General features: G+C 69.1%; 27 protein-coding genes. 5 read left to right on the forward strand and 22 right to left on the reverse strand.

Features of this window, described 5'->3' with window-relative positions:
* The coding region (locus P8A20_RS37120) for a DNA polymerase III subunit beta family protein (RefSeq protein ID WP_306105242.1) at positions 1 to 758 on the reverse strand (758 nt) is incomplete at its 3' end.
* 850 nt (positions 759 to 1,608) lie between these two features.
* On the opposite strand from P8A20_RS37120, the gene P8A20_RS37125 reads away from it, so the two are divergent.
* Positions 1,609 to 2,064 carry a hypothetical protein gene (locus P8A20_RS37125; RefSeq protein WP_306105243.1) on the forward strand — a complete coding sequence of 152 codons (456 nt, stop codon included), beginning with the start codon at positions 1,609 to 1,611 and terminating at the stop codon, positions 2,062 to 2,064.
* Positions 2,065 to 2,285: 221 nt separating this feature from the next.
* Here the strand turns inward: P8A20_RS37125 and P8A20_RS37130 are convergent, their stop codons facing one another.
* The 8 genes from P8A20_RS37130 to P8A20_RS37165 all read right to left on the reverse strand — a co-directional run bounded on the left by P8A20_RS37130 (position 2,286) and on the right by P8A20_RS37165 (position 8,672).
* Positions 2,286 to 3,305: a DUF6292 family protein gene (locus P8A20_RS37130; RefSeq protein ID WP_306105244.1), complete on the reverse strand. Its 1,020-nt coding sequence runs from the start codon at positions 3,303 to 3,305 to the stop codon at positions 2,286 to 2,288.
* A 262-nt stretch (positions 3,306 to 3,567) separates the two neighbouring features.
* Positions 3,568 to 4,233, reverse strand: coding sequence for a hypothetical protein (locus P8A20_RS37135; protein ID WP_306105245.1), 666 nt, complete (start codon positions 4,231 to 4,233; stop codon positions 3,568 to 3,570).
* Positions 4,234 to 4,413: 180 nt separating this feature from the next.
* Positions 4,414 to 5,415 carry an ATP-dependent DNA ligase gene (locus P8A20_RS37140; RefSeq protein WP_306105246.1) on the reverse strand — a complete coding sequence of 334 codons (1,002 nt, stop codon included), beginning with the start codon at positions 5,413 to 5,415 and terminating at the stop codon, positions 4,414 to 4,416.
* 36 nt (positions 5,416 to 5,451) lie between these two features.
* Positions 5,452 to 5,637: a hypothetical protein gene (locus P8A20_RS37145; protein WP_306105248.1), complete on the reverse strand. Its 186-nt coding sequence runs from the start codon at positions 5,635 to 5,637 to the stop codon at positions 5,452 to 5,454.
* Between the two features lie 57 nt (positions 5,638 to 5,694).
* The gene (locus P8A20_RS37150; protein ID WP_306105249.1) at positions 5,695 to 6,039 is read right to left on the reverse strand and encodes a DUF6233 domain-containing protein; all 345 of its coding nucleotides are present in this window, start codon (positions 6,037 to 6,039) and stop codon (positions 5,695 to 5,697) included.
* A 2-nt stretch (positions 6,040 to 6,041) separates the two neighbouring features.
* Positions 6,042 to 6,392: a DUF8825 domain-containing protein gene (locus P8A20_RS37155; RefSeq protein WP_306105250.1), complete on the reverse strand. Its 351-nt coding sequence runs from the start codon at positions 6,390 to 6,392 to the stop codon at positions 6,042 to 6,044.
* A gap of 157 nt (positions 6,393 to 6,549) precedes the next feature.
* Entirely contained in the window at positions 6,550 to 7,125 is a 576-nt protein-coding gene (locus tag P8A20_RS37160) for a transcriptional regulator (protein WP_306105251.1), read from the reverse strand.
* The gene (locus P8A20_RS37165) at positions 7,125 to 8,672 is read right to left on the reverse strand and encodes a helix-turn-helix transcriptional regulator (protein ID WP_306105252.1); all 1,548 of its coding nucleotides are present in this window, start codon (positions 8,670 to 8,672) and stop codon (positions 7,125 to 7,127) included. The genes P8A20_RS37160 and P8A20_RS37165 overlap by 1 nt, the downstream gene beginning before the upstream one ends.
* Positions 8,673 to 8,853: 181 nt before the next feature.
* On the opposite strand from P8A20_RS37165, the gene P8A20_RS37170 reads away from it, so the two are divergent.
* A complete protein-coding gene (locus P8A20_RS37170) occupies positions 8,854 to 11,490 on the forward strand; it encodes a DEAD/DEAH box helicase (RefSeq protein WP_306105253.1) in 2,637 nt (878 codons plus the stop codon).
* A 303-nt stretch (positions 11,491 to 11,793) separates the two neighbouring features.
* On the forward strand, positions 11,794 to 12,537 hold the full coding sequence (locus P8A20_RS37175) for an HNH endonuclease family protein (RefSeq protein ID WP_306105466.1): 744 nt from the start codon (positions 11,794 to 11,796) through the stop codon (positions 12,535 to 12,537).
* A 91-nt stretch (positions 12,538 to 12,628) separates the two neighbouring features.
* On the opposite strand, the gene P8A20_RS37180 is transcribed toward P8A20_RS37175, so the two are convergent.
* Positions 12,629 to 12,874, reverse strand: coding sequence for a hypothetical protein (locus P8A20_RS37180; RefSeq protein WP_306105254.1), 246 nt, complete (start codon positions 12,872 to 12,874; stop codon positions 12,629 to 12,631).
* A gap of 405 nt (positions 12,875 to 13,279) precedes the next feature.
* Between P8A20_RS37180 and P8A20_RS37185 the strand changes: the two genes are divergently transcribed.
* Both P8A20_RS37185 and P8A20_RS37190 read left to right on the forward strand, forming a co-directional pair.
* A complete protein-coding gene (locus P8A20_RS37185) occupies positions 13,280 to 13,504 on the forward strand; it encodes a hypothetical protein (protein ID WP_306105255.1) in 225 nt (74 codons plus the stop codon).
* A 142-nt stretch (positions 13,505 to 13,646) separates the two neighbouring features.
* The gene (locus tag P8A20_RS37190) at positions 13,647 to 13,919 is read left to right on the forward strand and encodes a hypothetical protein (protein ID WP_306105256.1); all 273 of its coding nucleotides are present in this window, start codon (positions 13,647 to 13,649) and stop codon (positions 13,917 to 13,919) included.
* 3 nt (positions 13,920 to 13,922) lie between these two features.
* Here the strand turns inward: P8A20_RS37190 and P8A20_RS37195 are convergent, their stop codons facing one another.
* The 12 genes from P8A20_RS37195 to P8A20_RS37250 all read right to left on the reverse strand — a co-directional run bounded on the left by P8A20_RS37195 (position 13,923) and on the right by P8A20_RS37250 (position 25,992).
* On the reverse strand, positions 13,923 to 14,855 hold the full coding sequence (locus P8A20_RS37195; RefSeq protein WP_306105257.1) for a hypothetical protein: 933 nt from the start codon (positions 14,853 to 14,855) through the stop codon (positions 13,923 to 13,925).
* The gene (locus P8A20_RS37200; RefSeq protein WP_306105258.1) at positions 14,852 to 15,490 is read right to left on the reverse strand and encodes a nucleotide-binding protein; all 639 of its coding nucleotides are present in this window, start codon (positions 15,488 to 15,490) and stop codon (positions 14,852 to 14,854) included. The genes P8A20_RS37195 and P8A20_RS37200 overlap by 4 nt, the downstream gene beginning before the upstream one ends.
* Before the next feature lie 141 nt (positions 15,491 to 15,631).
* On the reverse strand, positions 15,632 to 17,785 hold the full coding sequence (locus P8A20_RS37205; RefSeq protein WP_306105259.1) for a putative type IV secretion/conjugal transfer ATPase: 2,154 nt from the start codon (positions 17,783 to 17,785) through the stop codon (positions 15,632 to 15,634).
* Positions 17,782 to 18,855: a hypothetical protein gene (locus P8A20_RS37210; RefSeq protein ID WP_306105260.1), complete on the reverse strand. Its 1,074-nt coding sequence runs from the start codon at positions 18,853 to 18,855 to the stop codon at positions 17,782 to 17,784. The genes P8A20_RS37205 and P8A20_RS37210 overlap by 4 nt, the downstream gene beginning before the upstream one ends.
* 81 nt (positions 18,856 to 18,936) lie before the next feature.
* The gene (locus tag P8A20_RS37215; protein ID WP_306105261.1) at positions 18,937 to 20,220 is read right to left on the reverse strand and encodes a hypothetical protein; all 1,284 of its coding nucleotides are present in this window, start codon (positions 20,218 to 20,220) and stop codon (positions 18,937 to 18,939) included.
* Between the two features lie 10 nt (positions 20,221 to 20,230).
* A complete protein-coding gene (locus P8A20_RS37220; protein WP_306105262.1) occupies positions 20,231 to 20,500 on the reverse strand; it encodes a hypothetical protein in 270 nt (89 codons plus the stop codon).
* A 1-nt stretch (position 20,501) separates the two neighbouring features.
* Positions 20,502 to 21,500, reverse strand: a complete 999-nt coding sequence (locus tag P8A20_RS37225) for a C40 family peptidase (protein WP_306105263.1) — start codon at positions 21,498 to 21,500, stop codon at positions 20,502 to 20,504.
* A 187-nt stretch (positions 21,501 to 21,687) separates the two neighbouring features.
* Positions 21,688 to 23,316 (reverse strand): FtsK/SpoIIIE domain-containing protein, encoded by a 1,629-nt coding sequence (locus tag P8A20_RS37230; protein WP_306105264.1) that lies wholly within the window; start codon positions 23,314 to 23,316, stop codon positions 21,688 to 21,690.
* Positions 23,317 to 23,538: 222 nt separating this feature from the next.
* Positions 23,539 to 24,738: a hypothetical protein gene (locus P8A20_RS37235; protein WP_306105265.1), complete on the reverse strand. Its 1,200-nt coding sequence runs from the start codon at positions 24,736 to 24,738 to the stop codon at positions 23,539 to 23,541.
* Positions 24,739 to 24,872: 134 nt separating this feature from the next.
* On the reverse strand, positions 24,873 to 25,616 hold the full coding sequence (locus P8A20_RS37240) for a hypothetical protein (protein ID WP_306105266.1): 744 nt from the start codon (positions 25,614 to 25,616) through the stop codon (positions 24,873 to 24,875).
* A gap of 18 nt (positions 25,617 to 25,634) precedes the next feature.
* Positions 25,635 to 25,817: a hypothetical protein gene (locus P8A20_RS37245; RefSeq protein WP_306105267.1), complete on the reverse strand. Its 183-nt coding sequence runs from the start codon at positions 25,815 to 25,817 to the stop codon at positions 25,635 to 25,637.
* Positions 25,818 to 25,830: 13 nt separating this feature from the next.
* Positions 25,831 to 25,992 carry a hypothetical protein gene (locus P8A20_RS37250; RefSeq protein ID WP_306105268.1) on the reverse strand — a complete coding sequence of 54 codons (162 nt, stop codon included), beginning with the start codon at positions 25,990 to 25,992 and terminating at the stop codon, positions 25,831 to 25,833.
* Positions 25,993 to 26,087 lie beyond the last annotated feature (95 nt).

A 26,087-nucleotide genomic window follows, 5' to 3' on the forward strand; every position in this document is an offset into this window, starting at 1 on the left:
GTGAGGGTGGTGTCGCCCACGGTCAGGGTGAGTTCGGGGGTGCCGAACGCGACGGCGACGGGGCCGGTGCAGGTCTTGAGGTACGTGGAGAGGCGGGTCAGGACGCTGGCGGGAATGAGCGTGGTCAGGGTGTGGTCGGCGGCGGTCGCCGGGTGGTCGGGGTGCGGGGTGGCGGGGACGTCGGCGACGGCGAAGCGGTAGCGGTCGGTGGCCGAGAGGTTGAGCGTCTGGCCTGTGAGGGTCATCTGTACGGCCGTCAGCGTGGGGAGGGTGTCGTCCTTTCCGGCGGCCGGGAGGACGCGCTGGAGCTGGCGGTAGAGCTCCTGGGCGTCGAGGTGGGCGGCGGTGGGCGCGGGCTTCTTCGCTGGGGCGAACTCGCCCACGGGGAGCGCGGTGACCGGGACGATGAGGTGGTCGGTGCTCAGGAGGTCCCCGGCGAGCGTGAGCGTGGTGCGCTCTGCGGTCGCCTTCGTCTCCCCGGCCACCATCGCGGTCAGCGTCTTCTTGAGCTGGGCAAGCGGGAGCAGTGAGGCCCCGGCCCGGGTGACGGTTGCGTCGGGCACGGTGACGGAGACGGCGGTCTCCCAGTCGTGGGTGCGCAGGGTCAGGCCGGTGTCGTCGGCCTCGATGAGCACACTGGACTGGGCCGGGGTCTGGGCGCACACGGTGCCGAATCCGGCGATCTTGAGCGCGTCGGCGAGCGGGCCGTAGGGCGCGGTGACGTGCGCGGTCGCGGTGGGGGTGGGCTGCTCGGACATGGGTCTCCCTTGGGTGTGGGTAGGGGGTTGCTTTGTGTGGTCGGCTGCCACTGCCGACCAACAAGACAAGTGTATCCCGCTACGCCGACATCCGGGGTGGTTTTCGGTGCGTTTCCGCAGGTCAACCCATACGAGTGGGGCGGGGGCGGGGGGTTGGCGGGGTGCCGCGCCCGTGCCGCGCAGCGGCATGGGCGTCGTCCGGCAGCGCGGAGCGCTCGGGGTGGCGCGGAGCGCCGCCCCGCTCGGCCGGACGGTCCCGCCGTGGGGAGCGGAGCGGACCCGGCGGGGAGGGTGGTGGGGTCGAGCGCGCGGAGCGCGCGGCCGGGGAGCGGAGCGGACCGGCGGCCCCGGCATCCTCGGGCGTGAGAGGGCGGAGCGCTCGGTCCGGGGAGCGGAGCGGACCGGGCACGTCCCGCAGGGGTGAGGAGCGCAGCGGATCACCCCTGCACGCGGCGGCGCGTCAACCCCCCGCCCCGCCCCACTCGTGATGAACGGGCCGTCAGGCCCGGTGCGCCCCAGGGCCGCCAGGCTCCGGGCTGGGCCGTCAGGCCCCCGCCCCGTCGCGCTTCGCTGCGCCGGGGGCGTAGTGCGAGCGCGTCAATGGTCTCTGCGGGTTCGGGGATCGTCAGAGGCCTGTGCCAAGCTCGCGCCATGACCACCGCATCCACAGGCGACGGGTACGAGATCAGCCCCGAACTCGCCCAGCGCATCGCCGAGATCACCCCCCAACAGACCGAGGCCCTTGCTGCGGCCATCAGCCAAATGCAACCTGCACTGGCTTTCATGGGTGAGGAGGTGTCGGCAGGGATCACTAACGTGATCCAGCCGGCCCTTCTTCGACTTCTCGCGGATGCTGTCGGAGGTCAGCCTCCCCGTACTGGACACCTCGTGGGCGGACCATCTGATCGAATCCGTGCAGGGCCTGCGTCTGAGCGACAGCGCCTACGCGGGCATAACGGACACGCTGGCCCACGTCGCGGAGATGGCAGCTTCTCTGGACCTGGATGCCCATCTCCCGGGTGATGTGGATGGCGACCTGGAGGATCTTGGGGGGCAGGGTGTCACGTTCGCGACGGCACAGGGCGCAGGGCTGTCCCGGGAGACGCAGCGCAAGTTGGCGATGTACTTCGTCGCGACCTGGGTGTTCCTTGTGTTGATGCAGGGGATGGTGCAGAGCGAAGCGGTGAAGGAGCTGCTTGAGAATGCCGAGCTGGCTCTTCCGATTGCCGCGGCTGCGATGGTCGTGACGGGCCGCCAGTTCGACAAGCTGTTCCCGCCGCCGGGCGACGACGAAACCGCGGAGTAGCCGCACGGCCACCACGCGGCGCGAAGCCCCCCGGAATGCTGAGGTCGGGGGGCTTCCAGTGCGGGGCGCGGACTCGTACCAGCAGAGCGGGCGGATCATCTGGGACGCTGTGGACGCCCGAGTCGTCGCGCGCGAAGAGGTCGAGCCGATTTCCCTCTCCCGGGCCGCCTGCTCCTAGGTCGTGATCGGGTCGGGTGACGTGCGCACTAGTCCTCCTGGACCTATGCGTCGGTGGTCGTGAGGGCGGCGGCGACGTCGCCGGGCGGCGGGGTGATGCCCCCGGCGAGGTAGCGCACACCGTCGCCCTCAGAGGGAAGCGCTGCACCCCGGGCGATCGGGTGGCGGCGGGACGACGCGGTGCGCCACCCATACCGCTCGTCCCACACCAAGGCGGGAGCCGGGGCCTGGTCGCCGTCCAGCACGAGTGCGGCGACGACCAGGTCGTCGGCGGGGTGCTGGACATCGGGCACGGCCTCGGTGGTGGTCCAGCCGGCGCGGTGCAGGGCGGCGGCGACGTCGGCCAGGTACGGGGCGGCGCGGCGGGCGCGCAGGACGGTTTCGGCGCGTGCGGTGGCGCGGCGGACCTGTCCGGCGGGGTAGCCGAGTTGGGCGGCGGCCTCGGCGGGCGTCAGGTCCGGGTCGGCCTCGATGCGGTCGGCGATGCGGTCGGCGCGTAGCCGGGTCAGGGCGTCCTGCCCGGTGTTGCGGTGGACACCGAGGCGGGTGGTGACGGTGGCGGCGCTGATGGTGGGGTCGGCGTCGAGCAGTTCGGCGACGCGTGCGGTGACCTGGTCGCGCGGGACCTGGTCCCCGGTGTGCCGGGGCCGGCCGGACTTGGGCGCGGCGTCGCCGGGGCGGCTTTCCTGGAAGGCGCGGACCGCGTGGCGGGGCCAGTGCTCGACCCCGCCTGCCTCGACCCGGGCCGCGGTGAGGGCGGGGTCGTTCTTGTACGTCTTCCAGGAGTCCGGGGCCACCTCGATCAGGGCCGCGCACTCGCGGCGGTCCAGGAGGTCGCCGTCGTTGTCCTCCTCCGGGAGCGGGGGGACTGGCTTGCCGAGGAGGTAGGCGTCGACCTGCTCGCCGTCGTACAGCCGCGTACGGGAGCCCTTCGAGCTGATCGGCTTCGGGAAGCCGGGGGCGTCGTAGGGCTTGAGGCGGGTGTAGTGGTCAATGCCGACCCCTTGGTGCGCGGCGAGGTCCGCCAGGGTGCGCACGAGGTGGTGACGGCCTGCTCTGATCACGGGGGTGCTCCTCCAGAACTCTGTGTCGAACGACGGTAGCGGCCCTGAACCTGGGCCGGTGGGCGGTAGGCTGCGGGTGGGCCCCCTTCGGGGTGGTTGCCTTGCGGCCGGTACCCGTGCCACCCGTCTCACCCCCGTGGGCGGACTGAGGGTGCCGGCCTTTTACGTCCCGGCGGTGCCCCGCGCTGCCCGCTGACCGTGCGGTCAGCGGGGCGGGCTGCGGACCGGTCCGCCCCCGGCAATTCCGGTTCTTGCGGTGATTTCACATCCAGTCTTCACCGGCGAGAATCTTGTTCACGAGGGAGCGGGATCCCCCGAGGTTCACCGCGAGATCAGTTGCCGTGATCTGCCCGGCGCGCCCGATGATGCCTTCGTGCTTGGCAGCTCGCATGCGACCACCTGCGATCGTGCGCCACATCCTGGCCCGCGCTTCGTAGGCGCGGGCCATGATGTGCGGGGCTCCGAGCTGCTTCACGTCGTCGCCGCTCTCGTTGAGCGCGTGGGCCAGATCGATGGCGCCCTGGGTGGCAGAGACGAGGGCGCTCTCCGCATCGTCGTGTTCCTCGATCTCGATGCGGTCGCCGACGCGAACGACGCTGTAGTAGGCGCCGGTCCGCGAGTCGGTCCGTGTTGCTGCGAAGTCCATGTCCAGGCGGTTGGCCGGCCAGGAGAACGTGATGTCGGTCGTGGGCTCTTCTGTGGCACGCATGCTCTCTGCCATCTGGTGCAGCATCCAGCGCTGGGCATCCGTCTCGGTGTCGACAGTGAAGAACTCGGTGCCGCCGTTGACCGACTCGATGATGACGATTTCCTGGCCGGCGCCGGTGATCCCACGGCTGTAGGACTCGTCGATCCAGGTTCGCTCCTCAGCGATGACGACGTCCTCCCGCGTGATGCCGGTGACCTCTTCTGCGGTGACGGTCTGCACGGTGCCTCCACGGCGCGTTGATGGTCGACCTCGCCGACCTATGCGCACCAAGGTAGACACTCGACCGGTTAGTGTCAACCATGGTAGGCAGAGCGGTCTGGCAACGCCTGCTCTCCCCCGAGCATCGAGCGGCGCTTGCTGGCCTCGGTGGCGACTTAGACGCCGTAACCGGTGCGCTCCCTACTGCCTGTCGCCGACCGGTGGGACATCGGCTTCGGTGGCGTCCAGGCGGAGCCGTTCGTAGCGCAGCGGGTGGCGCCACACGCCGTGGTCCTGCGACACGTCGGCGCTGAACTCCGCGACGAGGGCGGGCGCGACGAGGACCGGTTCCAGGGGGGTGCGGCTGTTCCAGGACGCGGTGAACCGGACGCCGGTCCACGGGTGGTCGGGGCCGGCCGCGGTGAGGTGGTCGGCGACCTCTTGGGCCTGGCCGGGTTGCAGCGGGGTCGTCTTGCCCACCAGACGTAGACGACCGGCGGTGTCGTAGCGGCCCAGCAGCAGGACCAGGGGGCGGTGCAGGGAACCGGTAATGCCGCCGATGATCGCTTCGGTGGTGTTCCGGCGGCGGACCTTGGTCCAGCCACGCACGCCCGGACGATAGCGGCCCGCCAAGCTCTTGACCACCACACCTTCGACACCGGGAACATCGGTCCACTCATGCAGCCACTCGTCCGCGACCACTGCGTCCGTGGTCGACGGGCACAGCGTCCACGGCGGCACCAGCCGGTGGTTGGCGAACAAGGCTTCCAGGACCTCGCGGCGGCGCGCGAACGGTTCGTCCAGCAGCTCCTGGCCGTCACGCTGCAGAACGTCGAACGCGATGAAGTGGGCGGGCATCTCGGCCGCCAGGGCGCGGGCGTTGCGGCCGGCGGTCGCACGGCGTTGCAGGGCCGTGAAACTCAGCTGGTTGTAGTGGTCGAGCACGGCGAGCTCGCCGTCCAGGACGAGACCAGCCGGGAGGCCGCGTGCGGCGGCGGCAAGCTCGGGGAAGCGGTCTTGCATGAACGCCCCGCCCCGGGTCTGCAACAGCACCGGGTCACCCTCGCGCAGCGGCGTGAAGATCAGCGCCCGGAACCCGTCGAACTTGGGCTGGACCGCCATCTGACCGGATCCGGCGCCGAGCGGTGGGAGGGACTCGCGGGCGCGGGCGAGCATCGGCTCCACAGGCGGCCTCAAGACCACGCGGGCCTCCCTCCAGGCGGTCAGTTGCTTGGGGTGTCAGGAGTCGGGGTGTGCGTCCGTCTGGAGCCTCCACGAGCCCCCGGGGCAGCCGGCGGGGAGGGGCGGGAAGCGGTGGCCTTTCACGTCGGTGCTCCAGTGGTGGCCCGCACCGCAGTCACACTCGTAGATCCCGCTCTCCGGCACGACCTCGCCCGGATGCCACGACCTCTGTTCCTCGCTCATGTATCCGGTGTACGACGCCCCGCCGTAGGACGCGACTGCGGGAGTGCCCGCTGCCCGTCAGCCTCGCAGTCCGGTATCCGGTCGGCAGACCTCGCACGGCTCGATGTCCGGCTCTGCGAGCGCCACCATGGCGTCCTCGCGGGAGATCAGGCCCACTTGGTCCGGGTAGGTGGCGCAGCCTCCGCGGTGGAGCAGGGCGGTCGACGAGGAGCGTTGCGGCTGGATCTTCCACGACATCTCGGCGCGTGCCCGCTCGCGGCGTGCCCGTTCCTGGGCTTCCTGGGTCTCCAGCTCCCGGACGCGGCGCTCGGTCTGTCCGACCTGCCAGCGCAGCCAGTCCAGGAGGGCCCGGTTCTTCTCCAGGTCGCTGATGACGCCGGAGGGCTGTGTGGGGTCGGGCATGGTCATGCCTCGGGGCCGGCGGCGGTGTCGTGGGTGTGCTTGAGGGCGGTACGGGCTTCCACGCGGTCCGGGCCGGACAGCGTGGCCCAGTAGGGGTGCGTGAGGACTTGGGTGGTCAGTTCCAGGATGCGGGCCCGGTAGGCGGCGAGGCGCTCGGCCTGTTCGGGGGTGTAGCCGGGGCTGTCCGGCTTCTCCGGCATGTAGTCGCTGTGCAGCTTCTTGTCCGCTTTCCAGCCGGGCAGCGGCTCGGCTGACCACGGCAGGCTCTGGGCGAACTCGTCGCGCTCGGCCTGCACCGCGTCGAGGGCGGCCTGGGCGTCGAGGAGGTCCTGGGGGAAGTCGTAGGCGGGCACCCATCAATGGTATGTCTGTTCGAATTCGGGAGGCGAATGCCGCACCGGGCCATCGCCTGAAAGCGCGCAGCCCCCGCCGTCGAGGGCGGGACTACCATGCGAAACGCACCGCACCCCGGCAGCTGCAATGCCGGGGTGCGGTGCGTCTGTGCTGGTCTCAGGCGGCCCAGCCGACCGAGGAGACGTAGGTGTAGGCGTCGTAGTCGGATCCGAGGTCTTCGATGATGACATCCCAGACCGCGTCGAGTTCGTCGAAGTCGTCGTTCATCCAGGCGTCGACGGCGCGGTCCCAGACGCCCCGGACGTTGAGGCTGCGGCCGGACAGGTCCCGCTGGTACTTGCCCTCTACGCGGGTCTGGTCGACGGGGTTGATCTCGACACGCGTTCCGCGGCCTTCCCGGTTGAGCCGCTTCTTCAGGTCCGCTGCGACGTTGCGGCGCCGCAGGTCCCAGTACGCGGCATCCAGCCGCGACCGGTTCGCCTTGTTCGGGATCCGCTCCTCCGCCAGCCAGGCCATCAGCGTCCGGGGTGAGACATGGATGCCGGCACGGTCCATCGCCTCATATCCGGCGTCCGTCTTGGTCAGGTAGTTCAGGCGCGCGGCGAGGCCGCGCTCACTCTCCACGGACGAGGCGATGCCGGTCACCATGCGCTCGATCGCGACGCCCAGGGCGTCAGCACCGGGCAGCCCCCGGGCATTGAGCGCGCCCAGGTCCATCCAACGCCCGGCCATCAGCGGGCCACCGTGCCAACCGTGTACTCACCGGTGGCCTTGCCCTCACCGTGCTTGATCTTCATCTGCGCGACGCCACGGCCCTCCGGGAACACCTTGCGCCAGTCGCCCGTCAGGTGGAGTTCGTCGGTGCCCATCATCGCGACGACATCAAGCCCGGCCGTTGAGGCCTTGTATGCCTTGCCCCACAGGTTCGCGTACGCCTGCGAGTGGATGATGTGCATCCAGTCGGGGCGGACCATCTCGCGGTTGTGGATCGACTCCCCCATGGTGCTGATGAACTTGGAGTACATGGCCTTCACGTACTCCAGCGTCAAGGAGTCGTTGTTCTCGATCGCCTCGTCCCGCGCGGCCGACAGCAGCTTGCGCAGCGCGTCGAGGAAGTTCTCCGTGGCGCCGGACGTCCACGACTCGTGGATGACCGGAGCTTCCGTCAGCCCGTACTTGGGGCCGGAGAGGCGCTGCAGGAGCCGTAGCGTGCTGTTGGTGACCCAGAGGGCGCCGGGCTCGTCGCGGTCTCCGATCGGGTCCGGAAGGTGCGGGTGGGCCCACGGTGCGGGGGTGATCAGGTGGACTCCGGACCGCTTCGGGTCGACGCCGTCCGTGCCGGCGTGGTGCTCCAGCTTCCCGATCGGCAACCAGCACTTGAGCGCCGACAGGTAAGCCGCGTTCACGTCCAGGGCGGTCACCTTGACGTCCCCGGGGACCCTCAGGGAGTAGCCGGGGTGGTGGAACTTGGGGCGGGCCTCCCAGATCTGGTCCGGGTCCTTCTTCGACGGCTTCTTCAGGATGTCGGGCAGGGCCGGGTAGGCGGTGTAGTCGTAACGGGCGGTCGCACGCGTCTCGTTGAACAGGTGCATCACATCGGGAATCGCCCGCTTGATCAGCGCCTTCAGCGCCGTTTCCTCGTCCCCGCCGGCTCGCTCTGCCTCCTCCTGGACCGCGCGGGCGATCAGGACCGTGGTGTCGGCCTGAGCGCGAGCCGCGCTGCGGGCGCGGCGCTCCGGCCGGCTGGGCACCGGTGCCGGGGTCGGCGAGGCAGACACGGGTGCGGGTGCGGCCGGGGCGGCGGGGTCTGCGGGCTGGCACATCGCACCGGAGTGCAGAGGACGGCCGTCGGTGGACTGGTAGGTGGTCTCGATGCCGCACCGGATGCAGGGGCCGGGGTCGCCCTCGATCGCGCGCCCGTCCAGGCCGCGCAGCGTCTCGGGTGCGGCGGTGAACGCAGCCGGAACGGGGGCGGGGGCGGGTTGTGGTGCCGGATCCGCGGTGGGTGCGGGGGCCGCTGCGGGGGTCGAGCCGGGCGGGTAGATCTCGGCGAGGCCCTTCAGCAGCTTTAGGTAGGGCAGACGGCCGGGCGGGGTCGGATCCGAATGGCCGGTCTCCCAGTTGGCGACCGTGGTGCGCCCGACACCGACCGCCGCTGCGACCTGGGCGCGGGACAGGCTCGCGGCCTCCCGCAGACGCTGGCGCTCAGCCGGGGGCGGAATCGACGCGTTCAGCCGTGCTTCCTCCAGCAGCGCTTCAACGCTGTTCTCTTCGCTCATGCCGCGACCCTAGCGCACTTGGACGACTTACGGCATTGGTTTGGACGATTAGTGAACGCTTGTTGTACGGATGCGCTACGGTCGTCTTCAGCACAACGGCACAGCGAACAGTGAGGCAACGCGCCCGCACCGGCTGCCGCCGGAGAATCCGCTGTTCATGGGGAGTGAGGGAGTGGTGGGTATGCAGGGTGTGATCTCGCTTCGGCCGCATCAGGTCGAGGCCGTCGACTCGATCATCGAGGGCCTGGCCCTCCCCCTGGACGGCACGGTGCCCGCATCGGGGCAGCGCGGGCAGGTCCACATGTCCACCGGATCGGGCAAGACGATCACTGCTGCGGTAGCCGCGCTGCGAATGGTTCCCCGGGGCATGGTCGGCGTCCTGGTCCCGACCCTGGATCTCCTCACCCAGACCGTGGAAGCCTGGCGAGCGGTCGGGCACACCGCCCCCGCCGTCGCGGTATGCAGCCTCGGGTCGGATCCGCTGCTGGAAGCGCTCGATGTGCGGTGCACGACCAACCCCACCCAACTCGCCCTCTGGACCGGCCCGGACGGGCCCATGCTCGTGTTCGCGACGTACGCCAGCCTCTCCCCGCAAGGGCTGGACGACGACCAGGGCGACGAGGAGAACGGCGCCGCACCCGGTGCCCTGGAACGCGCACTGCGCGGCTCCTACGGCCAGACCATGCGCCCCTTCGACCTCCTGGTCGTCGATGAGGCACACAGAACTTCGGGTGATCTTGGTAAGGCGTGGGCGGCCGTCCACGACCAGACCAGGGTTCCGGCGGTCCGGCGCCTGTATATGACGGCCACCCCTCGGCTGTGGGAAGCGGCGCCCGGAAGTGCCGGCGCGGACGAGACCGGCGGGCGCCTGGTCGCCTCCATGGACGACGTCGATCTGTACGGCAACGTGCTGTTCGAGTTCGGGCTGATGGAAAGTGTCGAGCGCGGCGTCCTGGCCCGGTTCGAGATTGACGTCCTGGAGATCCGGGACCCGCAGGCACCCGGGCCGGACGCGTCGGTGGAGGAGCGGCGCGGCCGGCGCCTCGCCGCGCTCCAGGAAGCGCTGCTCAAGCACGCGGACGAGTCGGGGGTGCGGTCGTTCATGACGTTCCACACCCGGACCCTGGACGCCATGGCCTTTGCGCGTGCGCTACCGGAGACGGCGGCGGAGCTTCACGCGACCGACCCCGTGACCTATCCGGGGCGGGTCGGTGCGGAGTGGCTGTCCGGGGAACACCCCGCCGTGCACCGCCGCACTGTGCTGGGCAGGTTCGCGGACGGCATCGACGCGGACGGGTGGGTCACCGATCTCGGTGTCCTCTCCAGCTGCCGGGTGCTCGGCGAGGGCGTAGACATCAGGGGCAAGCGCGGGGTGGGAGCGGTCGTGTTCGCCGACACCCGCAGCTCGCCCGTGGAGATCGTCCAGATCATCGGGCGGGGCCTGCGCCAGGACCCCGGCGAGGGCAAGATCAGCCGCATCATCGTGCCCGTCTTCCTGGAGCCCGGCGAGGACCCGTCCGACATGATGGCCTCCCCCAGTTACCGCAGCCTCGTAGCGGTGCTCCAGGGGCTGCGTGCGCATGATGCCCGGGTCATCGAGCGCCTGGCACTGCCCACCACCACGGCCCGAGGGAAAGCGACGTCCGTCGTCGCACTCGACCCCGCCCGCGAGGGCACCGAGGACGGCCAGGAGCACGACGTCGACGAGGACCAGGAGCAGACCGCCACGGCCCCGGCCGGCACCGAGGACAGCACCGAGGGCGACGCGGCCGGGACCGGTGCCGGGGACGAGACCGGCACCGAGGACGACGACGCGGCCGAGGAGGAGCACCCGGGCAGCAACGTGCCATTGCTGCGGTTCTCCCTCCCCCGGGACCCCGGGGACGTCGCGCTGTTCCTGCGGACCCGGGTCCTGCACCCCGACTCCGAAATCTGGCTCACTGGATACAACGCCCTGCGCCACTGGACGCGCGGACACGGGAGCGCTGAGGTGCCGTTGGACGAGGTGGTGGAGCTCGGTGAGGACCGCATCACGTATGCGCTGGGCGCATGGGTCAGCGAGCAGCGCCGCGCCTTCCGCCTCGGCACGCTCAAGGCGTGGCGGGCCGATCTGCTGAACGAGGTGGGCATGGTGTGGTCGGTCGCGGACGCCGGATTCTGGCGCAACCTCACCGCGGCCCGTACCTACTACGCGGTGCACGGCACCCTCGCCGCTCCGAAGGACGCCGTGGTCGAGGGGGTGGCGGTCGGTCAGTGGCTGGCCAACCTCCGCAAGGCCGGCGGGCTCGGCACGGACCAGGAACGGGCCGGGGAACGGCGGGCCGCGCTGGAAGCCATCGATCCCGAGTGGTGCCCCGAGTGGTCGACCGAGTGGCAGCGCCACTACGCCACCGCCCGTGCCCTGCTGGGCGAGGAAGGCGGGCTGACCGAGGTCCTGCCCAGTGTCCTGGTCCACGGCTGCGACGTCGGCGCATGGATCAACCGACAGCGCGAACACGCGGTGTGGGCCAAGCTGCTGCCCGAGCAACGGCAGCGCCTGGAAGCGCTCGGGCTGACCCCTCTGCCCGCAGCACCGGCCAAGAAGACGGCTTCCACGGCCGGCGCGTTCGAGCGCGGGATCCTCGCACTGGAGCAGTACAAGAACCGCACCGGAAGCCTGACCGTCCCCCGATCCCACATCGAAACCGTGACCGTCGACGGCCAGGAACACGGGGTGAAACTGGGTGTATTTCTCACGAACAGCAAGACCCGCAGAGCCAAGCTCGCTGCTGACAAACTCGCCGTGCTCGCCGCACTCGGACTGGACTGGGCAGCCTGACCACACGAACGACGGCGCCCGCCCCCGGAGAGATCCCGGGGTCGCCGTACGGGCTCTCCTGCGGCAACCGCGGGACTACTTCAGCGTGACACGGGCCTTCGTGGCCAGGCCTTTGAATTCGACGCAGATCCGGGTGCCACCCACCCGTGTCGCGCGCTTCCAGCCGCGGCCACGCGGCGGAGGGTGGTCGCGGCGGGTGCTTCGGGTGTTCCGTTTCTTCAGGTGAACCGGTATCGCGATCGGGTGACGTAGCGTCGGTGCCCAACCGTCGGGCAGGGAGCGGCTGCTACACCACGTCTCGTGATGATCTCCCTGATGCGACGCGGCCTGCCCGCGCTCGCCCTCGCCGCCCTGACCCTGCTCGCCACCCCCGCCTCCGCCGGCACCCTCACCACTCCCCTGCCGGTGGAAGAACTCCCCTTCACCTCCTACGCCCCCGCACAGACCCCCGACGGCATCCCGGGCGCCCGGCGGTCGCTAGGACTGTTCGAGGCGATCGACGAGCTCCCCGTCGCCGAGGAGCACCGCGAGGGCTACAAGCGGACCCTCTACAAACACTGGAACCGCGGACTGAACGCCACGGACGGCTGCGACACCCGCCGGGAGGTCATCCTCTCCGAAGCCGTGAACGCACCCGAGGTCGCGGCCGGCTGCAAGCTCACCGGCGGCTCCTGGCGCAGCGCGTACGACAACCTCGTGGTGAACGACGCCGGGAGGCTCGACGTGGACCACTTCGTGCCGCTCGCCGAGGTCTTCGACTCCGAGCAGACACCGTGGAGCGCTGAGCGGCGCGAGGCCTACGCCAACGACCAGGGATCCGCGGACACGCTGATCGCGGTCTCCGCCGCCTCCAACAGGTCCAAAAGCGATAAGGACCCCGCGCAGTGGATGCCCACCGACGCGTCCTACCACTGCACCTACGCCGCGACCTGGGTCGCGACGAAACTCCGCTGGGACCTCGCCGTCGACGACGCCGAACGCCAGGCCCTCCTCGGCACCGCCGAAGACTGCTCCGGCACCACCGTCACCTACGAGCCCGCGCCGTAGATCCCGGCCTCTCGCCGGCCAGAGGTGTTCGTACGTCGGCGCCCGCCCCCGGATCTCGTCCCGGGGGCGGGCGCCGACGTCGTGCGGGGTGTCAGCGCTTGATCGTGACGCAGGGCATCCGGTCGTGGCCCGTGACCTCCACACAGAGCTGCGAGCGGTGCGGGAAGCTCTTGTTAATCTTCCATGCCGCGTGCTCAAACCGGTGGCCGCGCGTCTCCCGGGCACTGGTCGCCTTCCACCCCCGCACCGTCCGGACATAGCTCCCGCGCTGCCAGAGGCTCACACGGGCCCTGGCCCCGTCCTGCCAGCCGTCCAGGAGCGCCCGCACCTCGCGCACCTTCAGCCCTTCACCAATGACCCCGATACCGACCGGCCCGTCCTCAGCGGTCCCACTGGCGTGCGCGGGCGCCTGGCCCAAGCACACCAAAGCCATCACTGCCGCAGCACACATGATCTTTCGCATGCCGTGCCCAACGGCTCGGTGCCACCACTGGGCACCGATGACGGCCACAGCTCACCCGCGAGAGCTACCGGACCGCCCGGAGGGGGCCACCGGCAGGGGCGGCACACCGACCGACGAAACACGCCTAGGGCTCCCCCGGCCAGCACGTCACCCGTAACCGGCCCCCGGATGAGTCTGGCCTGCCGGGGGGCGGTGCCGGCAAGGCGGAGTAGTGATCCGTTACTCGGACAACCGTGGTCCGTTGTATGCCTGGAAGATCGTCTCCGAAAGGGTCCTCGCATGCTGAAGAAGGTCGTCATCGCGTCCCTGCTGATGGGCGCTGCCGCGATGGGATCGGTTTCCCCCGCCGTCGCCGCCGACCCCGCTCCCCCCGCCGACGCGGCCGGCGGCGTCGTTCACGACGTCAGGCACACCATCGGAAGGTGCTCACCCGGGTTGCTCTTCGACTCCTCCAAGCTGACCTGCAACTATGCCGGGCTCGTAAACCCCAACGGGCCGTCCTGACAGTCGCCGAGAACGGAAGGCCGAGAATCCGGTGACCGGACCGGCGACCACTCCTCGCCGGTCCGGCACTTCCTCCCGCACTGCGGGCACCGGGAGACCGGAAACCGGCGCGTCGCCCCCGGCCGGCTGACAGCCTGAGCGCATGACCGAGCACACACGGCCCCGGATCTACGGGACCGACCACGCCGCCCCCGACACCCACGCCACCCGTCCCGGGAACGAATACGTCGAGCTGGCCGGCGGACTGCTGGACGGGCAGCTACTCGACGTCACCGGCCTCACCGCCGACGACCGCACCCAAGGCGCCTACCTGATCACCCCGCACAGCGCGTACGGGCCCGGCGGACGCGCCTCTTACGGACCGACGTTCAGCCGACCCGACGGCCCATGGGTCTGGGAAGGCGACGTCCCCTGACCCTCATTCACGGGGCTCAGTCTCTCGGTCCTTCATCCAGCGGACGAGCGCCTGATAGACGCGCTGGTCGTCGGCGTCAACGAATGCCACCTCGAACATGCCGTGCAACTCTTGCCGGGAAATCCGGCCTCTCTTGAGATCGTCGGCCAGCTGTCGAGTGCGGCGGCTCACTGCCTGACGGAGGGGTGCCTCCTCTGCCTCCTCGTCCTGGCTGCTGGCCTCTGCGGCCTTGCGCGCGCGGGCCGTCAGCTCCTCCCGGGTCAGCTCTTCAGCCCGCTTGCGCGGGAGCTGCTGCACTACGCCCTTGATCGCCTTGACGGTGACCGTGCCACCCGTGGCGTCCTTGATCGTTTCGTGGACGGCGATGGACGCCTCGGGTCCGTAGTCCTTGGTGACCGGGTTGAGAGCTCCCGCTACCTTCTTGCCGATGACGGGGATGTCTGCACGTGCAGACACTCCGTTCGAATTTCCTTCGAACGCTTTGTCTGCACGTGCAGACAGCAGCTCGCCGATCGCGTAGGAGGTCATCTCCTCATAGGCGATCGGTCGGGACTTCTTGAAGACGTCGCGGGCGAACCCCTCGAACGTCGCGTGTGTCTTGCGGTACAGGCGACGGCTACTGATGTTCGCCATGGCCTTGCCCATGACCCACCAGGCGTCTTCGAACTGCGCGATGCCCCGTAGGCACAGGGCAAGGATCTGCTCCTCTTCGTCGGAGAGGTCGCCCGTGGCGTGAGGGGTCTCCACAGGGGCGGGCAGGTCCGACAGCGTCATGAGCTTTTCGGGTCGCCCCTGCGCGAACTGAGGGCCGGCGGGCAGTCCGCTGGAGTCGTTCCCGTCCGCCGGAATCGATGCAGCGCTCTGCTGCTCGGGGAGCGGCGCGGTCCCCTGGCGGCGCGCCTGGCGGTCCTTGAAGGGGTTGGGCTTCTTGCTCACGGCAGCAGGGCTCGCTCTTCCATCTCGGTGACCAACTCGTCGAACACTGACCCCTTGGCCAGGATCTCGCTGCCCTCATGGGTGCGCATGTACTTGACGACAGCAGGGATCACCGTGGTGAACACGTTGTAGCCCTCGTCCTCCAGGTACTCCCGCACCTGCTTGATCTCGCTCACGCCGTTCGGCGCCTTGCACAGCAGAACCCACGTGACCGGCGCCTTGCTGTCCAGCCGCAGCGGCGCGACGTTCTCGATGAACTCCCGCAGCGGAAGTTCTTCCATGCGCTCCACGTCGTTCATCGACGGGGGCAGGTTCACGATGGCCAGGTCCGCGAGGCGCAGCACGGACGCCCCCACGGCCTGGTGGTCTTCGAGGTGGCCGACGTCAACGACGCCGACGCCATCCTCGAAGCCAGCCGGGACCATCTGCGGAACGTTCATGTGGAAGGCGGCGGTTGCTGCCTGCTGCACAACGAACGGGTAGGCGCCTGCTGCCTGCCAGCGGCTGAACTGCCGGGAGTCGTCCGCGTCGTAGCCGATGACGCGTCGCCCGCGTTCGTGCAGGGCATGGCCCATCCACGCGGAATTCGTGGTCTTGCCCGTACTGCGAGGGCTGACGTTGGCAATGTAGAACATGGCGTGAGCGTATCGAGGTGCGCTCTTCCTGGGTACGCCAGGCCGCGCCCTGCTGGTCTGTGAACGCAAAAAAGCGGCCCCGCTGCCTGGACCGAGGTCCGGACAGCGGGGCCGCTCCGTGGGGTGGGTAGGCGGTCGATTTCAGACCGGATCGGAGGGGAGTGTCTTCCCATTTCCCGCGTCGACTGCCTTGCCGTTCGGGAAAAGGCGGATCTGGCGTGACTCAGCTCGTGCCCCTTCCTCCCAGTTCCTGCCACCCATTGCCACTCGCAGAGTCACCTCTGCGGACGGGTCCTTGACTGGTACGACGAGTTCAGGGTCCTTGGGGACCTTTTCCTCACCGCGGATGTCGCTGACGCTCTTGTCTCCTACGTCGATCCGCAGGTACCGGGCGGGCCTGTCCTTGTCGTAGTACGGATGGACCGCCAGGACAACGCTCTTGCGGTCATCGCTCCAGACGGCAACTACGTGAGCCTCCACACCATCGATGGTGACCCTTGTTCCTGCTCTGCCCTCGTCCGCAGCAACGGCAGCACTCGCCTCTTTCTGATGGCGCTGTTTGGCCTCGCCGCCGGGGTTGTCCCAGACAAATGCGATCGCGAGGGAGAGTGCCACGATGGCCGCAGCGGCGGGCCACAGCCGTTTCAGGGTGTCGCGGGTCGGGTCGTCATCGGTGGCCGTTTCGGGCTGGTGGGGCTTCGGGGTGATGTCGTGGGCCTGGCCCGCCCACATGTCGTCTTTGCCCATGCGGGCGACGGTAGCGCGCAGCTGCACCGCCCGTTCGGGGCTTCCGCATAGATCAGCCACTTGGGCACGCGTGGACAGCCAAGCGATGGCCTCGTCGGAGTTGATGCCGTGAACGGCGATATCCTCGCGTTCCCCCAGGGCTGCGAGGTCCGCAGCTTCAGCGCAGCGCCCCTCCCTGGCGGCTTGAAGGGCCCTGTCGTGCCAGTCGACGACGTTCGGCGGCATCTCCCAGAACCATCCGGCCTCGTCCTCCTCGTCCTCCTCCTCATCAAGGGCTGGTGCAGCCTCGGCCGGCAGAGCGTCTGCGTGGTCCTGGTCGTAGTCGGGCTCCTGGTCCTCGCCGTCGTCGAGGGGGGTGGTTTCCTGTTCGACGGCGGCGGCCTGCTGTGCCTGGCGACGCCGTGAGGAAGTGTCGGTGAGGGCGGCTTCCTCCTCGGTCAGCACGGTCTCGATGATGTCGACGTAGCCGGGTCCGACCTTCCACACGGCCTGGCCGGGGCCGAGTGTCGGAAGCATGGTGACGGCCCAGGACGGCAGGCCGAGCAGCGCGCCGACGATCTCGGCTTCTTCGGGGCCCAGGCGTCCGACGTGGGCGATCTCGCAGAGCTTCGCGAGGTCCTGGGCTTTTCCCTCTCCGAGGTCGGAGAGCGTGTGCATCACGACGTCCAGCGACAGCGACGCCTTGCGGCTGTTCTTCGTCAGCCGCTGAATCAGCTCGCTCGTCCTGGGAGACAGGAAAATCTGCCACGCCTCCTCGATGACCAGGTGCCGGTGTACTGCTGTCGACTGCGGCAGCCACACGTGCTCCATCCAGCACGTCACGGCTGCCATCAGCGACGGGATGGCGGGGCTGTTGCGGTCCAGGCCGGTGAAGTCAAAGCTGAGGATGGGCAGGTCTGTTGGGGGCAGGCTGGCGTCCTGGCCGTCGAAGAGGCCGCGGAGCGATCCTTCGGTGTAGCGGGACAACGCGATCGCGGCGCCCTCCCCCCACTCGGTGAGCTTCGCTGCGGGCCACCGGCCGTCCTCCGGCGCGGCCAGGGCGTCCACGAGCCCGCTGAGCGAGGTGGCCTTGGGGTGATTCAGCGCGTGCTGAAGTGCGTGCGTTGCCTGCGGCGTGAGCGCGCCTGGCTCCACTGCGAGGATGAGCGAGCGGACCAGCTGCTCACTCACCTCCTGGGGGAAGAGTTCGGAGCATGGGTTGAGCGTGAAAGCTCCGGCCTTGATGACCTGGCCTCCCAGCGACCGGACGAGTGCGGCCCACTCTCCGCCGTCCCCCTCGCCGAACGAGTCGATGACGACGGCTTGGTGGCCGTGGTCAAGGATCTCCCGGCGGATCCGCTTCTTGGCCGTGGTGCTCTTCCCGGAGCCCAGACCGCCCAGCGCGAGCGAATTCGTGGAGGGCAGTACCGCGGATTCGGTGAGCACGGGGGAGAGTCGGAATTCCCTTCCGTCGAGCATGGACCGGCCGATCGTGATGCCGGGGAAGCGGGAGTTAGAGGTGACGAGGGGGGCGGTGATCGCGGCGTGGGTGGAGGGCAGGCGGATCACAGGATCGCCCCTTTCTGGGTGGAGGCTCCGTGCGGGGTGGTCATGACGTGTGCGCGGTGCTGCTGGCCGGTGAGCCAGTCGAGGCGGATTCGGTGCCGGTCAGCCGTGAGAACTGCCTGCCACCGGGCGTCCGTGACGTCCTCGGGGCTTTCGCCCCAGACGGTCAGGTAGGCGTCCAGGTCGACGAGCGTGGCGCCCTGGACGAGCGCGCCGTGGGTAGTCCCACTGGCGAGGTCCTGGGCGTCTGCCTTGATCTTGTCGGTGGTGAACGCCTCGCCGGCCGCGCGCTGCCACCGGGCTGAGCGGCGGGACTGTGCGGGTGGCAGGGGCCGGTAGAGGACAGCCATGGACCGATCGGCGCTCTGTCCCAGCAGGAGGCGTGTCATGAGGTCGCCGCCGGTCTCCTCGGGCCAGCCGGTGACCCTGGCGGTGGCCGCGTACCGGCCGTCGTCCAGCGCGGCCCACCCGTGCCCCCGCTCGACCACCACGGGCACGGGTTCGAGTTCGAAGGGCGTCAGGGTGCCGAGTGCGGCAAACTCCCCCTCCAAGGTGTCGACGATCCGTGCGGGATGCCCGGCGAGCCCCTTGGGGACGTGCACGGAGATGGTCTGTGTGTGGTCAGTGGTGGCACCGACCGTGGCGTGGTGGGTCACGTGCACCTGAATCCCTGCGGTGCGCGCCTGCTCACCCGCGAAATTCAGGGCGCGGGCAAACGCGGTATGGAACTCGGTCCGGCGGTGGACGTCCTGCATCGTGCCGTGCTGCGGGTAGAGCGCCCACGTCCGGGTACTGCCCGGCCTGGTGGTCATGGAGCTGGGCGCGGTGCGCTCCCGGACACGTCGGTATCCGACAGCCGCCCAGCGCCCGATCGATCGGGGACCCGGCGTCAGGTTGAGGACTGCGGCAGCAGCGCCGACCGCCCCGAACATCCACGCAGGAGGCGGGGTGATCATCGCCGACATCAGCACGGCACTCCCGAGCCCCACGTTGGACTTCGTCAGGATCGTTTCCGTGGGGCTGAGACCGCGCTGCAGGGCGGGAATTCGGTAGCCGGGCGTCAGGGAGTACACGGGTTCCTCCAGGAAATTGGCGGGCCGCGACGTCCGCCCCGACCGTGATGGTCGGGGCGGACGTCGCGGCCCGGGGGCGAGCTACGGAGTGGGCGGCCTTGTGGGCATCGGGGCCGGCTGCGGAGCCGGAGCTACCGGAGCGCGAACGCCCGCAGGCGGGACCGGCGGGACCGTTGGTCGGGGCTGCGGGGTTCCCGTCCTGGGCTGCGTCGCAACGCGTGCCTGACGGCGCGCCTCGGTGAGCTGGGCGTGACGTTCCGCGCCTTCCTGAACCTGCTTGATGGTGGACGCGGTGGTCAGCCGTCCGGGCCGTGCGTGCTGCTGGACGCCGTACGCAGCCAGGAGCACTCCGCGGTCCTGGTGCACGGCGCGGCCCGGGGTGGGGACCGTCCTGATGCCGCGCGGGCCGTTCTCCTGCTCGTAGACGTCGGGGACGCCGGCCCGCACGACGGCCCGCGCCATCGGGTTCGTCGTGCGGCTCTCCACCATGCTCCGGGCGGCACCCGCGAGGCGGGGGCCGATGTACGGGACGCCGTGGAAAATCATGCGGAGCATGAGGGCGTCTGCGGCGAGCAGCAGCACCGCGTCCAGGACGAGCGAGCCCTTGGTGAGCGGGATGAACGGGCTGATGGCCAGCAGTGCGAACGGGCAGAACATCAGGCCCAGCAGCCGGTTCATCCATGCGCGGACCGCTGTGGTGTCGCCGCCGCGTGCGAGCGAGGCGATCACCAGAGGCGACATGCAGACGAACACCAGGATGCCGAGCTGGCGGGTGAGGAAGACCAGCCCGGCAAATGCCAGGCAGACGACCAGAGCGCTGATGATCAACAGTTGCGCCAACGGGTTTCCGGCATCGCCGCCCTTCTCCAGATGCGATTGGATCGCGCCGAAGAGCGTGGCTTCGTTGGAGTTGAACGCGGCTGTGAATGCCTCGCTCACACCCTTATTCAGCATCTTGACCACGCCCGGGACAGACGACATGGCGGCGATAGCCACGAGCGTCCACCCGGTGGAGAGACCCAACTGCTTGAGGCGGGGTGCGCCCTGCCACGCGGTCAGGGCACACACCACGATCACGCACATGAGGATCGCGACGGCAATGTGCTCTCCGAGCCACATGAACGGGTCGATCATCCAGCTCTCGGCCTCCTGCGGTGCTGAGAGGTTCTTCGGGGCGACCAGCTCGCTGACCGTCTCGCTCAGACCCCTGGCGAGGTCTTTGACAAGGTCTGATGCTGTGTCGGTGACCCCACCGCCCGGCGGGATGACGTTTCCGTCCGGGGCGGTGGTGCCGTCGTCGAGGCTGCGATCACAGAACTCGCGGGCGTAGCCCTTGATCTGGTCGCAGGGGTTGTCGTCCGGCATGTCGTCGTCCTCACACGCTCGTCACGGTGGAGAACAGCGAGCTTCCGTACATCGCGAGGATTACCGCGACGAACAGCGTGCCGATCGCCATTCCCCCCTTGCGGAGCGCCGCCTTCGGGTCGGTGGGCAGCTTGAGAAGCATGAGGACCGCGACAATGGCGATTACTGCCGCGATTCCCTTGGTGACGAGTCCGGTACCGGTGAGACCGATGGTGGCGAAAAAGTCCGTGAATCCGGTGGACATGTCGATTGCCTCGGCGAGCGTGGTGGAGTTGCGCATTTCAGATCTCCTTGGAGGGTACGGGCCGTGCGACGGAATACAGGTCGGTCATCATGTCCATGGGGTCATACCGGACGTTGGTGCCGGGTTTGGGGGCGTTGATGATCCAGCCGCCCCCGACGTAGATTCCGACGTGGTGAATGCTCGCGGCGCTCGATCCGTAGAACACGAGATCGCCGGGGCGCATCTGTCCGGGTGTCACGGGTTCGGATGCCGCGAACTGTGCGGCGGCTGTGCGAGGCAGGCTGATTCCCGCTTTCGCATAGGCGTAGAGGACGAGTCCGGAGCAGTCGAAACCGGCAACGCTCGATCCGGAACTCCCATTCGGGGAACAGCAACTCCCCGCGGAGGCGCCGTTGGCGTTACCGCCGCCCCACGAATAGGGGGTGCCGATCTCGCCCTTTGCCGCATTGACTGCCGTTTCAGCCTGCGTGCTGGTGGCTGTCTTTCCGCCGCCGGGCTGTTTGGTTAACGCGTTGATCGATTTGACGTAATTCTGCGTCTCGTCGATATCGGGGACACCCCCGGCCGCGATAACCCTACTGCTCCCCGAGTTGTAGGCGGCGAGCATGTTGGATTGCCTGTCGCCGGGAACGTCTTTCACTTCCTCGGCGACGGTACACAGGTATTTCGCGGACGAGGGGATGGCGTCCTCTGGATCCCAGACGTCCCGCTTACCGTCCCGGTTGCCGTCGATTCCGTGGGATTCCCACGTTGACGGCATGAACTGCGCGATTCCCTGCGCACCGGCGGGGGACTGCGCTTTCGGGTTGAATCCGGATTCCTGCGTGATGAGTGCGGCCAACAGGTTCGGGCTGACGTCGGGGCAGGTATTTCCTGCCTCCTCGATCAGCGGCCGGTATTCGGCGGGGACGGACATGCTGAGTGCCGTCCCGAGCCCAGTGCCGGCGGATCCCACGCCGGTCGCCTGCACGAGTGCGCCGACGACGACGGCCGCGGTGGCTCCCACGCCGATCGTGACGGCTGATGTGGCTCTCACGGGGGTTTCTCCTTCCTCGCTCTGTCGTTTCGGCGTCTTGGCAGGTCAGCGCCTCTTTTGTTCCCGCTGGCGGTCCGCTGGGGATCCGCTGGCGGTCCGCTGGGAGCCGTCCAGTAGCCGCTGGCTGGACGGCTCCCAGACGGGAGCCAGCGGACCGCCAGCGGACGTTCAGCGGGAGCCGGGGAGGTCACCTGGAAGCCTTGGCAGCGGCCGAGAGGTCATTGACCCAGTAGCCGCGAACCACGCCCTTTTCGTCTTTACCGGGGGGCACTCCAAGGAGCTTGGAAAGCCGCTTTCCCTGCACACTTGGCGATGTGTCCGTGACATCGAGGAGCGGGGCCAGGTCTGCCGTCGGGATGAACTCGACGCCCTTTTCTTCCATGATTCTCAGGGCGCGGGTAAGCGGGGTTTCGGGAACCTCGCTGATCACCGAGTGCTGCTTGGCCAGTACCTCGTCGACTGTCCGCCAGATGAACTCATCGGCGAACCAGAATCCGCGAATGAGGGCAGATGATCCACCCGCGAAGAGTACGGCCTGACCCGGGATTTTCGGGTCGAGCAGTGCGGGGTGGATCGGGGCGACCGTTTCAAAATACGAGTCGCCGAGTGCCACTTTCGCTGTTCCCTTTGCTGCCACGTAGAGGCACAGGCGGTAGAGGAACTGGTCACGCACCTTGACCGGGATAGCGTCGTTGGATGGACGCTGGGTCATCATGATGGTGGAGATTCCGGACTCCAACGATTTGGAGACCAGCTTCCGTGACTTGTCCTCGTTCTGGCGGACGGTTTCCTGTGAGTCCTTGCTGCCGTTGTCGACGTAGAAGTCGGCAGCTTCATCGATGATGAAGAACACCGGCTTGAATACGGGTGCGGGCTGCCGGTTTCGCTTGGCTTCCTGCATCTTCGTGTAGCGGTCGTCCACGCGGGCATTCAGCTCATCGAGCATGCTCCCCAGGACAGCCGGATCATCGGATGCCTCGTACCGGACAGCGACTTTCTGAAACTCCGTGAGCCCGCACAGTTTCCCGTCGAGCAAATAGAGATCAAAATCGCCGTACGCGATAAGCAGACACGTGATGATGCCGTTGACCAGTGTGGTCTTTCCGGTCTGCGTCATCCCTCCGACAAGCAGTGACGCTTTGTCGAAAGTGGGGACGCCGACGAGTTTTCCGGTGACGTCGTGCCCCATCGGCACTCCGGCGAAATCGGCGATCTCCTGCCGGGTCGGCGCCGGGAACGGACGGCTGAAAGGCGGCTCTTTCAGCACCAGGAGGCGCACCTGGCGTTCGCTTTTCCGGCTGGTCTCCATTTTCAGGTGGAGCCGGGTAACGCCGAACATCGAGGCGATGGGGCCGAGGTGTTTGCCCACATCCTCGGACGTGCGGCTCGGGGGCAGGAGGAACTTGTAGAGGGTGCCGACGTCGAGCTGCTTGACGGTGACGTCCTCGTCCAGGACCACCTCCTCTTTCCCGATGGCCCCGGCCCGGGACAGCGCGGTCGTGAGCCCCGCGTGGACAGGCGGCCCGGGAACGTCGCCCTGAGCCGCTGTCACGTCCCCTGCGGGCCCGTCCTGCCTGACCGCAGGTTGCGTCTTGCGGTGCAGGTAGGCGTGGATGCGGGTGCGGATCCACCAGGCCGCGTATCCGAGTGCGACGAGCGCTCCGATGGCTACGGCCACGGCGCCTCCCCAGGAGAGGCCCAGCTTGTCCTTGATCGCGGCGAGGATGCCGGCCGCGATACACAGGACGCCGATCGCGCCTGCCGCTTGGGCGTAGAGCTCTTCTTCGGCATCGGCCTGCGTGCTCTTCTTGGTCACTGCCCCTCTTTCGTTGTCGTGCGTGGGCGGGTGGCGTGGCGGCTGCTCGCCGGGTCTGCTGCCCTGGGCTCTGCGAACGCTCGGTTCGCTCACCTGGTCACTCACCGGGTCTGCTTCGTCTCGACTGCTGTGCTGTTTCCGGCAGTCGCGACGCAGCCCAGCCGGACGGTTCCGGCTGGGCTGCATCGGTGGTGCCGGACGGTGGTCCGGATCCGCGGTGGGTCAGGCTCCCGCGTCCTCGGAGGTGTCCTCGTCCTCGGTCTGCTCAGCTCCCCCGTCCCTGTCCGTCTGGGGACCGGCGGCCTCTTCCTCCTTCTCCATGAGTTCGGCCCAGGCGCGGCGTACGCGGCGTTCGGAGCCGACGAAGCCGAGGTCGCGGAATTCGTCGCGGGCCTGGCGGTAGGACTGCGGCGGGTCGTCGACGTAGCGCAGGTGCCGCAGCGCCACGTCCAGCTGACCGTCGCTCAGCGGCTCTCCGGGCTCCGGCACGGGCACACCGGCCACGGCCGCGAGGTCGGCGAGCGCGGCGGCACGTGCCGCCTGCTCCTCGGGTGTGACGGCTGCGTCCTCGGGTGTGCCGCCGGGTGTGCCGCCGTCGTCCTCGGGTGTGCCGCCGGGTGTGCCGGTTCCGGCTGCACCCTCGCTGACCTGTGTGACTCCGTCTGCGGCCAGCAGTTCGAGTGTGCCGCCGGGTGTGCCGGGCAGGGCGGGCGCGGTCGGCGTCCACTCCTCCAGCACCGGCAGCCTGATCGCCGCGACCGACGCCGGGAGCGCCTTCTCAGCGACCGTCTTCTCCGTCGTCATGGCCTGACCGTGAAGCTTCTCGGTCATGGTCTGCTGCGCCTTGAGGATGGCCACTCGGTAGGCCGTCTCGGCCTCCGCAACCTGAGTCTCCAGCGTGGTCGCGAGCCCCAGCATCTCGATCCGGTGCGCGGCCTCCGCCTCCATCTCCTCCAGGCGGTCGGCGACGTCCTGGCGCTTGGTGGCGAGCTTGCCCCGCGTCGTCTCCGATACGGGCCGCCCGAGGCTGGGCAGCGCCCACCACCAGGCGCCCTTGGTCGCGATGATCGCGACCGGGGTGATGACCACGGCCAGGTCGAACGGCGCACCACTCCGGGCCGCGAGGATCAGGTGCGTGGTGGGGATGGCTGCGTTGATGAGGGTGAGTGTCAGCCCGGCCGCCTGCACCCGCTTCGCGCGGGGCCGGTTGTTGCCGGCCAGGATCTCCGTCACCTGGAAAATCACCCACAGGGTGTCCAGGGCGCCGACCGTGGGCACGGCCCAGGCCCCGAAGGCGGGCTCCAGGATGTCGTAGGTGACGGCCACCGACAGGATGGCCACGGCCAGAGTGATCACACTCAGACCGGCGAGCACTGCCCCGCGCGGCTGGCGCAGGCGCTCCGGGATGTCCGGCATTCCCATGTCTGGTCTCCTTCTAAGGGCTCAGCGCGCGAGCAGGACGGCGATGAGGACGATGAACGGGCTGAACATGCCGAGCAGATAGACGGCGCGCATGGCGTGCCTCCCCTTCCGGTTGGTGGTGCGGTGAGGGGGTGTCAGCCGGTGCCGGACAGGCGCCTCACCTTGGTGAGGTGGTTGTCCTGCTGCTCGACCAGGCGGCGGATCTGCTCGGTGAGCGGGGGGTGTGTCTCCCAGTCGCTGTACTGCCTGCGGCCGTAGCAGGAGGCGTCAGCGATGTGCCAGTTCGTGGCCTCCGGGAATCCGGCCCGCTTCAGGGCCTCAACGGGGCCGAGATCGGCGTAGACGTGCCGGTCGTGAGCGTCGGCGATGTGCTGGGCCCGCTCGTCGAACGCGGCGGCAGCGGCTGCCGCGCGGCTCTGGGCGTCGACCAGACGGCTCACCGCTGACGGCCACTCCGCGGCGGCCTCCGGCGTCCGCAGGTAGGCGCACGCCGCGTCCAGCGCCTCTACGTCCCGGCTGTAGAACACCCAGAGGGCGGGGGCGTCCTGGACAACGTCCCGCAAGTCGGCGACGTAGGCCGCGTCCCGCCACTGCTGCTGCGCACGCTCGAAACAACGGTCCAGGACGCGCAGGGCTTTCTCGCGGATCAGGCGTTCGGCCGGGTCGTCGTCCTTGTACACGTAGGAGAGCCGGGCGTCATGGTGGGTGGAGGGCTGAACCGACTCTGCCTCCCGGCCCGTGAACGGCTCGAACTCGAAGTCGAGTCCGCCGAACTCACCACGGCCGACCTTCGTCAGGTACGGCGGGAAGTGCGGCTGGAGGCGGTCCAAAATCTCCGGCATCTCGTCCGGGGTGATCTTGTGGCTGTTGCTGAACATCTGGGTTCTCCGATCGGGTCAGGTGAAGCGGGGGCGGGTGCTGTTCTCAGCTGCGGCTGCTCGCCACAGCTCCGTGTGCCGTTCGACCGCGTCGACCGTGGTCCGGGCGCGGCGCTCGGTGCCCGAGGGGCAGCGGGAGTGGTCCGCGTCGAAGATGGGGTCGTCCTCGGCTGAGACTCCCGGCCGGTTGCTGTCCTGCAAGTGGTCCTCCGGGTCAGGAGCGGTTGAGGTAGGCGTCCTGGAGGCGGGTGAACCGCTCGAAGAGCCGGACGCCGGCCGCGCATCGGGTGTCGTGCTGGCAGGTGGTGCAGCCCGCCCGGTACGCGTCCCAGATGTCGGCGGCGCGCATGTAGCGGGTGTGCAGGTCATCGGCCATGAGGGGTGGTGCCTCTCGGTGGTGCGGGGTGGACGTTGGTGGCCTGGTGGCCCGCGTCCCACGCCCTCGCAGCCGCCGTTGCGGCGGCTGCGAGG

Source organism: Streptomyces sp. Alt3 (assembly GCF_030719215.1).
In the GTDB taxonomy this organism is placed as follows: domain Bacteria; phylum Actinomycetota; class Actinomycetes; order Streptomycetales; family Streptomycetaceae; genus Streptomyces; species Streptomyces glycanivorans.

Excerpts from the sequence above, each read along its gene's own strand:
- P8A20_RS37235 (WP_306105265.1), bottom strand. The coding sequence starts at position 24,738 with ATGGGAATGCCGGACATCCCGGAGCGCCTGCGCCAGCCGCGCGGGGCA.
- P8A20_RS37165 (WP_306105252.1), bottom strand. The coding sequence starts at position 8,672 with ATGAGCGAAGAGAACAGCGTTGAAGCGCTGCTGGAGGAAGCACGGCTG.
- P8A20_RS37250 (WP_306105268.1), bottom strand. The coding sequence starts at position 25,992 with ATGGCCGATGACCTGCACACCCGCTACATGCGCGCCGCCGACATCTGG.
- P8A20_RS37145 (WP_306105248.1), bottom strand. The coding sequence starts at position 5,637 with ATGAGCGAGGAACAGAGGTCGTGGCATCCGGGCGAGGTCGTGCCGGAG.
- P8A20_RS37175 (WP_306105466.1), top strand. The coding sequence starts at position 11,794 with ATGATCTCCCTGATGCGACGCGGCCTGCCCGCGCTCGCCCTCGCCGCC.
- P8A20_RS37240 (WP_306105266.1), bottom strand. The coding sequence starts at position 25,616 with ATGTTCAGCAACAGCCACAAGATCACCCCGGACGAGATGCCGGAGATT.
- P8A20_RS37200 (WP_306105258.1), bottom strand. The coding sequence starts at position 15,490 with ATGTTCTACATTGCCAACGTCAGCCCTCGCAGTACGGGCAAGACCACG.
- P8A20_RS37160 (WP_306105251.1), bottom strand. The coding sequence starts at position 7,125 with ATGGCCGGGCGTTGGATGGACCTGGGCGCGCTCAATGCCCGGGGGCTG.
- P8A20_RS37190 (WP_306105256.1), top strand. The coding sequence starts at position 13,647 with ATGACCGAGCACACACGGCCCCGGATCTACGGGACCGACCACGCCGCC.
- P8A20_RS37170 (WP_306105253.1), top strand. The coding sequence starts at position 8,854 with ATGCAGGGTGTGATCTCGCTTCGGCCGCATCAGGTCGAGGCCGTCGAC.
- P8A20_RS37220 (WP_306105262.1), bottom strand. The coding sequence starts at position 20,500 with ATGCGCAACTCCACCACGCTCGCCGAGGCAATCGACATGTCCACCGGA.
- P8A20_RS37215 (WP_306105261.1), bottom strand. The coding sequence starts at position 20,220 with ATGCCGGACGACAACCCCTGCGACCAGATCAAGGGCTACGCCCGCGAG.
- P8A20_RS37150 (WP_306105249.1), bottom strand. The coding sequence starts at position 6,039 with ATGCCCGACCCCACACAGCCCTCCGGCGTCATCAGCGACCTGGAGAAG.
- P8A20_RS37185 (WP_306105255.1), top strand. The coding sequence starts at position 13,280 with ATGCTGAAGAAGGTCGTCATCGCGTCCCTGCTGATGGGCGCTGCCGCG.
- P8A20_RS37125 (WP_306105243.1), top strand. The coding sequence starts at position 1,609 with ATGCTGTCGGAGGTCAGCCTCCCCGTACTGGACACCTCGTGGGCGGAC.